The sequence below is a fragment of the Burkholderia theae genome (assembly GCF_048565265.1).
Classification (GTDB): domain Bacteria; phylum Pseudomonadota; class Gammaproteobacteria; order Burkholderiales; family Burkholderiaceae; genus Burkholderia; species Burkholderia theae.
Genome location: NZ_CP183461.1, coordinates 777216 through 789467, shown reverse-complemented (window position 1 = coordinate 789467; position 12252 = coordinate 777216). Strand labels below are relative to the sequence as shown.

Sequence of the window (12252 nt, the reverse complement as noted above, 5' to 3'; positions counted from 1 at the left end):
GACAAGCGATGCGGATATTAAATTTTTTCAATCGCCGCCGGCCGCCGGATCGCCGGCCGCCACCGCGATCTTCGCGCGCGCCGCCGAAACGGCCGCCTGGAACTGCGCGAGGCCATGCCAGCCCGTCGCACGGCCGAGACGCTTGCCGCGGTGGAAGAAGAACCACGTCGGCACGCCGTGCAGCCCGAAGCGGTGCCCCAGCTGATGGTGTTCGTACACGTTGCAATGGAACCACTTCAGATCCAGCGCGCGGATCGCGTCGGGCCGGGCGAGCATCGCCTTCTTCGCGATCTCGCAGTTGAAGCAGTCGACGCCCCAGAAGAACACCACCGCGAGCGCATCGCCCGCGCCGTCGATACCCGCGTCGAACGTGTCGGCAGCCAGCGGCTGCATGTCGAACACGTCGAACGCGGCCGGATCGACGCCGGCGGCAGCCATCGCGACGGCCTTACTTCGGCTGCGCGACGGTGACGAGCGCCGGGCGCAGCACGCGGTCGGCGATCGTATAGCCCTTTTGCAGCACCGCGACGACGGTGTTCGGTTCCTGCTCGGCCGGCACCATCGAAATCGCCTGGTGCTGGTGCGGATCAAACTTCTCGCCGACCGGGTTGATCGCGACGACGCGGCCCTTCTCGAGCGCGCTCGTCAGCTGGCGCAGCGTCAGCTCGACGCCTTCGCGCACCTTCGCGATGTCGCCGGACGTATCGCTGACGGCCGCTTCCAGGCTGTCCAGCACCGGCAGCAGGTGCTCCGCGAAGCTTTCGATCGCGAACTTGTGCGCCTTCGAGACGTCATCCTGCGCGCGACGGCGCACGTTCTCGGTCTCGGCCTTGGCCCGCAGGAAGCTCTCCTGCAGCTCGGCGACCTTGGCTTGAGCCTCCGCGAGCGCCGCGTCGGCGGCTTCGGCGGCGGGAGTGGCGCCTTGCGCCGCCTGCTTCTCGCTGCCGATGTCTTCGGCCGATTGGGGTGCCGGGTTCTCTTGCGTGTTTTCCATGTCGCTGAAAGTCGATTAGAGGTTGAAGCCAAATCGGTCACCGCCGGACCGTATACCCGGCGGTACCGCACATTGCTGGTGCAAATAAGGGCGAAAACTACAATTTCAAGAGGGTTATTCGCCGGCATTCGCCATTGCCGCGAAACAACCGCGCGTCCTGCCGGTGCATGCGTCGCAGCGTTCGCCGGATCGGGAGAAACGGCCTGTAACAACGCTTACCTGGCAAGTACTAGCTGCGCACAACGCCGCTGCACTACACTCCACTCAAGCGTCGGAAAAGCGTGTTTACCCTAAGCTGACCGTCGCCTTACATCCACCAGGCGCCTTTTCACCCGTCTTCTCGAGGGGAGTACCGTGAAACTGACCTTTGCGATTTCGGTGGTCGCGCTGGTACTCATTGCCGGCACCACCACCATCTGCCTGTCGGGAGCCGTCACCGATCGCACGACCGAATACGGAAGCGCGCGGGCGACGTTCGACCAGATGTTCAGCTCCCACCAGAAAATCTGTCGATGATGCGCCGGTCGCGCTTCGTCGGCCGGCCGTGCAGCTCGGCCGCCGGCTCGCGATACGTGCGACGCCGCTCCAGTTCGGCGAGCCGCGCGGCCCGCCCCGCTTCCGTTTCCTCGTAAAGCGTCTGCGCGACGCTCGCCGGCCCGCGCACATCGCACACGCCGCGCACGGCAATGTGCCAGACGATGCCGTCCATCGCAATCTCGACCTCGTCGCCGACGCGCACCTCCTTCGCCGGCTTGATCGCGGAACCGCCGATCTTCACGTGCCCCTTGTCGACCGCATCGGTCGCGAGCGAGCGCGTCTTGAAGAACCGGGCTGCCCACAGCCATTTGTCGATGCGCAGCTTCGCGCCCGGTTCCGTGGAAATCTTGTAGTTCATGTCAGCCTCCGCCGGGCCGCCCCAAGGAGGCTGACCGCCTCCCCGGCGCGCAGCGAATGAAATGTGCGCGGGTGTCGTTCCATCTCAGTTCACCGTTTCGGGCTGCGCGGCCTTGACGGGCCAGCCCTGCAGATTCTCGGCGACGATCTCGCCGATCGCGCCGAGCCACGCGGGTGCGCCGTTCAGGCACGGAATGCGGTGGAACGCCTTGCCGCCGCCGGCGAGGAACTCGTCGCGCACTTCCATGCCGATCTCCTCGATCGTCTCCAGGCAATCGGCCGTGAAACCGGGACAGAACACGTCGGCCCGCCGCACGCCTGCCTCGCCGAACTCGCGCAGCGTCGGCGCGGTGTACGGCTGCAGCCATTCGGCCTTGCCGAAGCGCGACTGGAAGGTGACGCGGCATTCGGTCGTCGACAGCCCGAGCGCGGCCATCAGCAGCGCGCCTGTTTGCTGGCACTGGTCGTGATACGGGTCGCCGAGGTCGAGCGTGCGCTTCGGCACGCCGTGAAAGCTCAGCACGAGCTTGTCGCCCGCCGCGAAGTCGGGCCGGCCGTGCTGCGCCCAGTACTGGCGCACCTGCTCGGCAAGCGCGTGGATATAGGCCGGATGGTCGGCGTAGTGCCGCACCGTGCGCACCTCCGGCTGGTTGCGCATGCGCGCGAGCGCGTCGAATGCGGCATCGAACGCGGTGGCCGTGGTCGACGCCGAGTATTGCGGATACATCGGCATCAGCAGCACGCGCTCGACGCCCGAGCGCTTGAACTGCGCGAGCGCGTGCGCAATGTTCGGGCTGCCGTAGCGCATCGCGTAGTCGACGAGCACGTGATAGCCGTTCGACACGAGCAGGTGCCGCACGCCGTCGGTCTGGCGCTCGGTGTGCACGCGCAGCGGCGAGCCCTCCGGCATCCAGACGGCCGCGTATTTCTTCGCGGACGCGCGGCTGCGCAGCGGCAGGATCAGCGTACGCAACAACACCTGCCAGACGACCTGCGGAATTTCGACGACCCGCGGATCCGACAGGAATTCGGCCAGATAGCGCCGTACTGCGCGCGGCGTGGGCGCGTCGGGCGTGCCGAGATTGATCAGCAGCACGCCGATGCGGTGGGCGGCCGCGATGCTCGAAGGCGGCTCAAGATCGAAACGCATGGGCAAGAACGTGCTCGGGGCACGGGACCGGACGGCTCTCAATTATAGCGGGCCGCCCCGTACCGTTCGGCCGACTGTCGGCACGCACGGCGCCGCGGCACGATGACGGGGCGGGATCGGGTGTGCTACTGCTGGCTCAACGTCAGCGACAGCAGGCGCGCGGTGATGTCGACGATCGGAATCACGCGGTTGTACGCCATCCGGGTCGGGCCGATCACGCCGAGCGTGCCGACGATCTGCCCGTTCACCTCGTAAGGCGCGGTGACGACGCTCATTTCCTCGATCGGCACGAGCGTCGATTCGCCGCCGATGAAGATCTGCACGCCCTGGGCGTGGCTCGACACGTCGAGCAGTTGCAGGAGGCCCGTCTTTTGGTCGAACACGTCGAACAGCTTGCGCAGCCGCGCCATGTCGGACGACAAGTCCGCCACCTCGAGCAGGTTGCGCTCGCCGGAAATCAGCACGGTGTCCTCGGTGTCGGGCACCTCGGTGCTGGCCGTCACCGCCAGATGCATCAGCGCGGTCATGTCGCCGCGCAACTGGTCGATCTCGTCGCGCAGGCGGCGGCGCACCTCGTCGAACGACAGGCCGGCGAAATGCGCGTTGATGTAGTTGGACGCCTCGGTGAGTTGCGACGGCGAGTAATCGCGCGGCGTCGCGAGCATCCGGTTCTGCACGTCGCCCTCGGGCGTGACGATGATCAGCAGGATGCGCTTGTCCGACAGCCGCATGAACTCGATCTGCTTGAACACGTGGCTGCGGCGCGGCGTCAGCACGACGCCCGCGAACTGCGACAGGTTCGACAGCACGCTCGCCGCGGCGGCGACCACCCGCTGCTGCGGCTCGCCGGCCTGCAGCGTGTTCTGCACCTGCCGCGCGACGGCCTCGGCGTCGATCGGCGTCTCGACCGTCAGCATCGTGTCGACGAACAGCCGGTAGCCGCGCGGCGTCGGCACGCGGCCGGCCGACGTGTGCGGGCTCGACACGAGGCCGAGTTCCTCCAGGTCGGACATCACGTTGCGGATCGTCGCCGGGCTCAGCTCGAGCCCGGAATAACGGGACAACGTGCGCGATCCGACTGGCTGACCGTCGGCGATATACCGTTCGATCAGGGTTTTCAGGAGGGTTCGTGCGCGAGGATCTAGCATGGTGGAAAATTTTAGCGCAACCGCGCGACCGCGGCGAGTGGCGTCGGCCGCCATTGCGCGGGCCGGCCCGATCCGGCCCCGCCGGTGCACAGCCGGTTCTTTTCGTCAACGAGCTATGGTGTAATGCCGGCATGAAAACCGGTAATCAGTTCAATACTGTCGCGCTCGTCGGCCGGAGCAACACGCCCGGCATCGCCGAGCCGCTCGCCACCCTGGCTGCCAGCCTCGCGAAGCTGGGCTTCGAGGTCGTCTTCGAAGGCGATACCGCGCGCGAGTTCGGCATCACCGGTTACCCGGCGCTCACCCCGGCCGAAATCGGGGCGCGTGCGGACGTGGCGGTCGTGCTGGGCGGCGACGGCACGATGCTCGGCATCGGCCGCCAGCTTGCGCCGTACCGGACGCCGCTGATCGGGATCAACCACGGGCGGCTCGGCTTCATCACGGACATCGCGGCCGCCGACATGCATGCGCTCGTCCCCGTGATGCTGTCGGGCAAGTTCGAGCGCGAGGAGCGCTCGCTGCTCGAGGCGCGGATCATGCGCGACGGCGAACCGATCTACCACGCGATCGCATTCAACGACGTCGTCGTCAACCGCAGCGGCTTCTCCGGGATGGTCGAGCTGCGCGCGTCGGTCGACGGCCGGTACATGTACAACCAGCGTTCGGACGGCCTGATCGTCGCCACGCCGACGGGCTCGACCGCTTATGCGCTGTCGTCGGCCGGCCCGATCCTCCATCCGCAGCTGCAGGGCATCGTGCTCGTGCCGATCGCGCCGCACGCGCTGTCGAACCGGCCGATCGTGCTGCCGGACGACACGAAGATCGCGATCCAGATCGTCGGCGGGCGCGACGTCAACGTGAACTTCGACATGCAGTCGTTCACCTCGCTCGAACTGAACGACACGATCGAGGTGCGCCGCTCGAAGCATACGGTGCCGTTCCTGCACCCGATCGGCTACAGCTACTACACGACGCTGCGCAAGAAGCTGCACTGGAACGAACACGCATCGAACGAAGACGACAAGGCGTCCTGACGCCCCTCCGCCCGACACCATGCTCCGCCACCTCTCGATACGCGACTTCGTCATCGTCGCCGCGCTCGATCTCGAATTCGACAGCGGCTTTTCCGTGTTTTCCGGTGAAACCGGCGCCGGGAAATCGATCCTGATCGACGCCCTCGCGCTCGCACTGGGCGAACGCTCCGACGCGAGCGTCGTGCGCACCGGCTGCGGCCGCGCCGACATCACGGCCGAATTCACGCCGCACGACCGCGTCGTGCGCTGGCTCGACGAACACGCGTTCGACGCCGAGGACACCGTGATGCTGCGCCGCGTGATCGACGCGAACGGCCGTTCGCGCGCGTTCATCAACGGCACCAGCGCGACGCTCGCGCAGCTGCGCGAACTCGGCGAGATGCTCGTCGACATCCACGGCCAGCACGCGCACCAGTTGCTGATGCGGCCCGACGCGCAGCGCGAGCTGTTCGATACGCACGCGGGGCTCGTCGCCGATGCCGCGAACGTCGCGCGCGCGTGGCGCGTCTGGCGCGACGCGACGCAGGCGATCGACGCCGCGAAGGCGCACGAGCGCGAGCTGCAGCTCGAACGCGAAAAGCTCGCGTGGCAGCTCGCCGAGCTCGACAAGCTCGCGCCGCAGGCCGGCGAATGGGATGAGGTCAGCAACGAGCACAAGCGCCTGTCGCATTCGGCGAACCTGATCGAAGGCGTACGGGGCGCGCTCAACGCGCTGTCCGAGGCCGACGACGCGATGCTCGCGCAGCTCGGCGCGATCGTGTCGAAGCTGCGCAGCCTCGCCGACTACGACACCACGCTCGGCGACGCGCTCGCGTCGCTCGAACCGGCCGAGATCCAGCTGCAGGAAGCCGTCTACTCGCTGTCGCACTACGCGCAGCGCGTCGATCTCGATCCCGAGCGGCTCGCGCAGGTCGAAACGCGCCTCGATGCGCTGCACTCGACCGCCCGCAAGTTCCGGCTGCCGCCCGACACGCTGCACGAAGAACATGCGGCGCGGCGCGCCCAGCTCGCCGCGCTCGACGCGGCCGCCGATCTCGGCGCGCTCGAGGCGATCCAGGCCAAGGCGCGGGAAGCCTATCTCGCCGACGCGAAGCATCTGTCCAAGGCGCGAGCACAGGCCGCCAGGGCGCTGGGCACGGCCGTCACGACTGGCATGCAGGAACTGTCGATGGCGGGCGGAAGTTTCGAAGTCTCGCTCGTGCCGCTCGCCGACGGCGGCCCACACGGGCTCGAGCAGGTCGAATTCCGGGTCGCCGGGCACGCCGGCGTGCCGCTGCGGCCGCTCGCGAAAGTCGCGTCGGGCGGCGAGCTCGCGCGGATCAGTCTCGCGCTCGCGGTCATCGCCAGCGCGGCGAGCCCGACGCCGACATTGATCTTCGACGAAGTCGATACGGGGATCGGCGGCGGCGTCGCCGAAGTGGTCGGCCGCCTGCTGCACCAGCTCGGGCGCGACCGTCAGGTGCTGTGCGTGACGCACCTGCCGCAGGTCGCCGCGCGCGGCGACCACCACTTCCAGGTCGCGAAGGGCGCCGACGACCGCGGCGGCACGGTCTCGACGGTCGTCGCACTCGACCGGGCCAACCGGATCGAGGAAGTCGCGCGGATGCTCGGCGGGCTCGAGATCACGGCCACGACGCGCAAGCACGCAAAGGAAATGCTGGCGGCCTGACGCGGCCGTCACGACTCGGCGCCCGGCCATGCAAGGGCCGGGGGCGGACTCGCACGATTCATCCGGCCAGGCCCAGCCCCCGCATGCGGCCCCACGCGCCGCATCGCGCCCGCCCTGCCGCCCGCACGTTACCCCTTGCACTGCTCGTGCATGTTGGCCGCACCGACCGGGCGCCACGCGGCCCACTCGCCGCCCGTGCCGGGCACGTCGCCCAGCACCCACCAGCCGTTGGCCCAGACCTTGCCCGCATGGCTGACCTTCTGGCACGGCTGCGCATAGGTCTGCCTGGGATCCCACGCGGCCACGCCCTCGCCGACCGATGCGTGCACGGTCACGCGGTGGGTCGCGTCGGACGTGCGGCCCAGCGCATCGGTCACCACCAGCCTGAAGTCGTAGCGCCGCTCATCCGCCGCCGTCGGCGCGGTGAACGTCGCGACCGCGCCGGTCTGCACGAGCGGCACGCCGGCCGGCCCCGTCCACGCATAGCTCAGCCCCTTGCCCGTCGACGACTCGCCGGACAGCGTGACGCTCGCGCCGCCGTCGGCCGACGCCGGTCCGCCGATCGCCGCGCGCGGCGGCGCGACGACCTCCTGCGCCTTCACCTTGACGACGTGCGTCGCCTGCGCCGTGTAGTCGTGGTCGTTGGCGACGGTCAAGCGAAACGCGTAGTCGCGGTCCTGCTCGAGTGCCGGCGCAACGAAGCGCAGCTCGGCGCCGTCCGGCTTCGCGTCGATGCCGGCCGGCGCGCTCCATGCGTAGCGCAGATGCTCGCCGCCCGATGACGCGCCCGACAGCACGACCCGCGCGCCCGCGTCCGCCTGCTGCGGGCCCGTGACCACCGCGTTCGGCAGCAGCAGGCCGTCGTTCCTCACCTCGATCACCGCGCCGTCCGGCCCGACCGATTTCACGGTGACGAGCTTGCCCGACAGCGTATCGTGCAACGTGTGCCCGGGCATCAGCGGCGCGTCCTTCATGCCGTCCGCGCTGCCGGGCATCGCATCGACCAGCGTGTTCGTCAGCACGTTGCCGCCGTGCGCAACGGTCCGCACGATCACGCCGTTGACGAACGGATCGCCCGCCTTCCAGTCGTCGAAACCGCGCAGCGGCTGGCGGAACTCGAACCACAGCGTCGAGCCGTCGGTGCGCGCGACCCGGTACGCTTTCGCGCCCGGCGCATCGCCCCACAGCGGGGCAAGCCGGTAGGTGCCGTCGGCGCGAATCTCCGGTACGTCGGCTTCGCCGAGCCAGCCGGCGAACAGCTGGTAGCTCGCCGGATACAGGCGCCGACCGCCGCCCCCCATCGTGTCGGACGGATCGTCGACCTTGCCGGCGCGACATGCGCCGCCGACCTCGACCGTGCCGCCCGGCGTCGGACAATCGACGAGCGAGCCCGGATGCTTCGCGCCGAGGTTGTGGCCGAACTCGTGCGACCACATCCAGTAACCGTGGCCGCTCGCGTTCGACAGGATCCAGTTGCCCGGCGTCGCGGCAAGGCCGCTCCAGCCACAGTTGCTCATTTTCGGCAGGTCGACGAACAGGTAGTCGAATTGGTCCGGGTTCACGCCACGCGCGAGCGCCGCTTTGCGCGCGGCCGTGCGGATCGCGCCCGAATCGCAGGTCGCCGGCCGGTCGCCGAGATTGACGCTGTCGAGCGTTTCGCCGTGAACCGTCAGCTTGCCGCGCGACGCGACCTCGAGATAACGACGCAGCGACGCGTAGTCGTCGCCATCGCCGAACACGGCCTTGCGCACGACGTCGGCATCGGCCGGCTTCGAGTCGTTGAAATGCGTGACCATCAGCAGCACGGATTTATCGCCGGCAAGCGGCCGGGTCGGCAGCGGTTGCGGCAGCGGATAGGTGAACGTCGACGCCGGTGTGAAGCCCGTGCCGGGACGCATCGCCACGTCGCGGTTGTCGGCCGACGCGCTCAGCACTTCGGTTCGGCCCAGATCGCCGCGATACTTGTTGCGCAGCACGATCCTGCCGTCGACGCCGGCGCTGACCTGCCAGGTGCGCATCGACGTGTAGCCGTCTCCGTTGCAGGTCCCCAGCGTGACCCGGCCCGCGTCGCCGTCCGAGTGGGCGCGCAGACAGCGATCGCCTCCCTGCGCGATCGCCGCCCGGTTGCGGATCAGCTGATAACCGCCGCTCTGCTTCTGAAACTGCCAGTCCTGCGCCGCACTGCCATCGCACGCGGCGAAGGCGACCGCGTCGCCGCCCGGTTGCCACGCAAGGCACTGGCCTTCGCCAAGCAACCGGTTCGTGAGCGGGGTCGGCGCCGCATCGGCGGCATGGGCGGCATGGGCGGCATGGGCGGCATGGGCGGCATGGGCGGCAACGGAGAAAAGTCCCGTGACGGCCGCGGACAGCGCCGTCGTGACAAGTGAATGGCGGATCGGTTTCAAAATAGGCTCGAGATCGCTTCGTGCACACGCGGTGCCGGTTGAACGGAAAGCCGCATTTTTTCGATGCCGGCCGTTCCGCTCAAACAATCTCAATCGAATCTCAAAGCCTCGGGTGCGCGGCCCGGACGGCCCGCGCGCCGCCGTCACGCGCCGCCGAACACCCGCTCCCACAACGCCGTCACCGCGGCCCGCTCGCCGGCGACCGTCGCCGGGTCGACCCGCGCCTTTTCCATCCCGTCGAGCCGCAGCTTGTGCTGCAGCTTCCGGTACTTGCGGTAGGCCGCGCCAACCTGCTCGGCCTCGTCCTCGCCCATCAGCCCGAAGCGCGCGACCTCGCGCAGCAGCGCGATGTTGCCGGTATTGCGGATCAGCTCGGCGTCGCTCGACGCGTGCAGCAGCACCCAGTACTGGACGATGAACTCGATGTCGACCATCCCGCCGCGATCGTGCTTCAGGTCGAACAGCTCGGTCTGGTTCGGGTGACCGGCAAACACCTTGCCGCGCATGTCGACGATCTCCTTCGCGAGTACGTTCCCGTCGCGCGGCGTCGTCAGTACCTGATGGCGGATCGCCTCGAAGTCCGCGCCGATCTGCGCGTCGCCCGCGCTGTAGCGGGCGCGCGTCAGCGCCTGGTGCTCCCACACCCACGCGGTATTCGCGGCATCGCCCTCGCGCAACTGGTAACGGCGGAACGCGTCGAGATCGGTGACGAGCAGCCCGGCCTCGCCGTTCGGCCGCAGCCGCAGGTCGATGTCGAACAGCGCGCCCGCACCGGTCGCCGTCGTGAGCCACGTGATGAGCCGCCGCGTGAAGGTCGTGTAGACGTCCGCCGAGCGCTCGTCGGGATCGTCGTACAGGAAGATCAGGTCGAGATCGGATGCATAGCCGAGCTCCTTGCCGCCCAGCTTGCCGTACGCGATCACCGCGAACTTCGGCACGTCGCGATGGCGCTTCGCGAGCTGCGACCAGACGACTTCGATCGTCACGTCGAGCACCGCATCGGCCAGCTCGGACAGCCGGTCGCTCACATGCTCGACCGACAGTTGCCCGGCGAGATCGATCAGCAGGATCCGGAACACCTCCGCGTGCTGCGCATGCCGCAGCAGGTCCATCTGCTGCTCGGGGCCGTCGGCTGCCGCGAGGCGCGCACGCAGCGCATCCTTGAACGCGGGCCAGTCGAACGGGCTCGCGATCGCCTCGTCGTCGAGCAGTTCGTCGAGCAGCTGCGGGTGGCGGATCAGGTAGCCGCCGCCCCAGCGCGTCGCGCCGAGCACCGACAGCACGCGGTCGAGCGCGGCCGGATATTCGGTCAGCAGCGCGAGATAGACGCCGCGCCGGCTGACCGTCTCGAGCAGGTCGAACAGGCGCACGATCGTGTCGTCGCGGCGCGCGGCGTCGATCCGCGGCGCGGCCTCGAGCGCCCGCTGCGCGACGCTGTCGAAGCGCTGCCGGCTCTTTTCCGGCAAGCCCGTGTAGCGCGACGACTGCCAGATCGCGCGCAGCCGCGCGAGCACGGTGGCCGGATCGGCGAAGCCGAGGCCGTCGAGGCGCGCGACCAGCGTGTCGTCCTCGCCGTCGTCGGCCAGCGCGCCGCTCCAGATCCACGCCGCCGCCGTATCGTCGCCCGCCGCGCAAGGGTTGCCGCCCACCTTGTCCGCGAAGATCTGGCGGAACTGCGCCTCGACGAAGGTCCGGTGGTCATCCAGCACCGTCATCAGCGCCGCGTAGTCGGCAAAGCCGAGCGACGCGGCCAGCGCCGCGCGTTCGTCGGGCTCGACCGGCATCGCGTGCGTCTGCGCGTCGTTGCGGTATTGCAGCCGGTGCTCGAGCGTGCGCAGGAAGTTGTAGGCGTCGGTCAGGCGCGCGCGCACGTCCTCGCCGATCAGCCCGCGCGCCTGCGCATGGCGCAGCACCGCGAGCGTCGGCCGCACGCGGAATTCCGCGTCCTGGCCGCCGCGGATCAGCTGGAACACCTGCGCGCTGAATTCGATTTCGCGGATCCCGCCGCGCCCGAGCTTGATGTCATCGGCCTTGTCGGGCCGCATCGACGCGCGGCGCGCGGCTTCCTGCCGGATTTGCTGGTGCAGCGAACGGATCGCGCCGATCACCCCAAAATCGAGATAGCGGCGGTACACGAACGGCTTGACAATCGACTCGAGCTGCGACTCGAGCCGCTGCGCCGCGTCGCTGTCGCCTTCCGATACGAGCCGCCCCTTGATCCATGCATAGCGCTCCCACTCGCGCCCCTGCACGTAGAAATATTCCTCGAGCATCCCGAGGCTGCAGACGAGCGGCCCGGAATCGCCGTTCGGACGCAGCCGCATGTCGACGCGAAACACGTAGCCGTCGGCGGTGACCTCGGACATCACGCCGATCAGGCGCCGGCCGAGCCGCGTGAAGTATTCCTGCGTGGACAGCGGCGCGCGCGCGCCGCCGGTCGTCTCGCCGTCGTCCTCGTAGACGAAGATCAGGTCGATGTCCGACGACACGTTCAGTTCGCGGCCGCCGAGCTTGCCCATCCCGACCACGCCGAGCACGACGCGCTGGCCGTCGGCGCCGCGCGGCTCGCCGTACAGCGCCTCGAGTTCAGCCGACAGCAGCGCGAGCGAGCGCTGCACGGCCACTTCGGCGAGATCGGTCATCGCGCCGGTCACCTCGGCGACGTCCGCCAGCCCGCGCAGGTCGCGCTCCGCGACCGCGCCGAACGCCTCGGCGCGCAGTTGCCGCAGCGCGCGCTTCAGTTGCTCCTCGGTCGGCGCGGCCGCGCCGGCCGGCATCGCGAGCAGTTCGGTGAGGCGCGCGTCGAGCTGCGCGCGGGTGAGCGGCGCGGCGGCCCACGCGGCGACCTGTTCGGCCAGCGCGGGCCGCGCGGCGGCCGCGCGGGCGATATAACGGGAATAGGACGTGCTGATCAGGGCGGAAGCGTCGGTCATCGAGAAGCGGGCCTGGCGGTAAGGC

Annotated in this window: 10 protein-coding genes; 3 read left to right on the top strand and 7 right to left on the bottom strand. The window is 69.1% G+C overall.

The features are described 5' to 3' along the window. Window positions 1–27: 27 nt before the first annotated feature. Window positions 28–438 (bottom strand): thioredoxin family protein, encoded by a 411-nt coding sequence (locus tag ACN22W_RS03720; RefSeq protein ID WP_419686282.1) that lies wholly within the window; start codon window positions 436–438, stop codon window positions 28–30. Window positions 439–448: 10 nt separating this feature from the next. Then, complete coding sequence (grpE, locus tag ACN22W_RS03715; RefSeq protein ID WP_129513768.1) at window positions 449–994, bottom strand: nucleotide exchange factor GrpE; 546 nt, start codon at window positions 992–994, stop codon at window positions 449–451. A gap of 354 nt (window positions 995–1348) precedes the next feature. On the opposite strand from grpE, the gene ACN22W_RS03710 reads away from it, so the two are divergent. Then, window positions 1349–1510 carry a hypothetical protein gene (locus ACN22W_RS03710; protein WP_006476841.1) on the top strand — a complete coding sequence of 54 codons (162 nt, stop codon included), beginning with the start codon at window positions 1349–1351 and terminating at the stop codon, window positions 1508–1510. Here the strand turns inward: ACN22W_RS03710 and ACN22W_RS03705 are convergent. The 3 genes from ACN22W_RS03705 to hrcA form a co-directional block, all read right to left on the bottom strand. Further along, complete coding sequence (locus ACN22W_RS03705) at window positions 1482–1889, bottom strand: RNA-binding S4 domain-containing protein (RefSeq protein WP_419686280.1); 408 nt, start codon at window positions 1887–1889, stop codon at window positions 1482–1484. The genes ACN22W_RS03710 and ACN22W_RS03705 overlap by 29 nt on opposite strands. Window positions 1890–1973: 84 nt before the next feature. Beyond that, entirely contained in the window at window positions 1974–3038 is a 1065-nt protein-coding gene (gene hemH, locus ACN22W_RS03700; RefSeq protein WP_419686278.1) for a ferrochelatase, read from the bottom strand. Between the two features lie 125 nt (window positions 3039–3163). Then, on the bottom strand, window positions 3164–4186 hold the full coding sequence (gene hrcA, locus ACN22W_RS03695; RefSeq protein ID WP_048242933.1) for a heat-inducible transcriptional repressor HrcA: 1023 nt from the start codon (window positions 4184–4186) through the stop codon (window positions 3164–3166). A 131-nt stretch (window positions 4187–4317) separates the two neighbouring features. Between hrcA and ACN22W_RS03690 the strand changes: the two genes are divergently transcribed. Together ACN22W_RS03690 and recN are read left to right on the top strand one after the other, a co-directional pair. After that, the gene (locus ACN22W_RS03690) at window positions 4318–5220 is read left to right on the top strand and encodes an NAD kinase (protein WP_129513765.1); all 903 of its coding nucleotides are present in this window, start codon (window positions 4318–4320) and stop codon (window positions 5218–5220) included. A 19-nt stretch (window positions 5221–5239) separates the two neighbouring features. Then, window positions 5240–6889, top strand: coding sequence for a DNA repair protein RecN (recN, locus tag ACN22W_RS03685; RefSeq protein ID WP_129513764.1), 1650 nt, complete (start codon window positions 5240–5242; stop codon window positions 6887–6889). A gap of 128 nt (window positions 6890–7017) precedes the next feature. Here the strand turns inward: recN and ACN22W_RS03680 are convergent, their stop codons facing one another. Both ACN22W_RS03680 and glnE read right to left on the bottom strand, forming a co-directional pair. Further along, on the bottom strand, window positions 7018–9294 hold the full coding sequence (locus ACN22W_RS03680) for a carbohydrate-binding protein (RefSeq protein ID WP_419686276.1): 2277 nt from the start codon (window positions 9292–9294) through the stop codon (window positions 7018–7020). A 143-nt stretch (window positions 9295–9437) separates the two neighbouring features. Next, a complete protein-coding gene (gene glnE, locus ACN22W_RS03675) occupies window positions 9438–12227 on the bottom strand; it encodes a bifunctional [glutamate--ammonia ligase]-adenylyl-L-tyrosine phosphorylase/[glutamate--ammonia-ligase] adenylyltransferase (RefSeq protein WP_419686274.1) in 2790 nt (929 codons plus the stop codon). Window positions 12228–12252: the final 25 nt, after the last annotated feature.

Bases quoted from the DNA above. Each gene is read 5' to 3' on its own strand.
- ACN22W_RS03720 (WP_419686282.1), bottom strand. From the start codon at position 438: ATGGCTGCCGCCGGCGTCGATCCGGCCGCGTTCGACGTGTTCGACATG.
- grpE (WP_129513768.1), bottom strand. From the start codon at position 994: ATGGAAAACACGCAAGAGAACCCGGCACCCCAATCGGCCGAAGACATC.
- ACN22W_RS03705 (WP_419686280.1), bottom strand. From the start codon at position 1,889: ATGAACTACAAGATTTCCACGGAACCGGGCGCGAAGCTGCGCATCGAC.
- hemH (WP_419686278.1), bottom strand. From the start codon at position 3,038: ATGCGTTTCGATCTTGAGCCGCCTTCGAGCATCGCGGCCGCCCACCGC.
- hrcA (WP_048242933.1), bottom strand. From the start codon at position 4,186: ATGCTAGATCCTCGCGCACGAACCCTCCTGAAAACCCTGATCGAACGG.
- ACN22W_RS03690 (WP_129513765.1), top strand. From the start codon at position 4,318: ATGAAAACCGGTAATCAGTTCAATACTGTCGCGCTCGTCGGCCGGAGC.
- recN (WP_129513764.1), top strand. From the start codon at position 5,240: ATGCTCCGCCACCTCTCGATACGCGACTTCGTCATCGTCGCCGCGCTC.
- glnE (WP_419686274.1), bottom strand. From the start codon at position 12,227: ATGACCGACGCTTCCGCCCTGATCAGCACGTCCTATTCCCGTTATATC.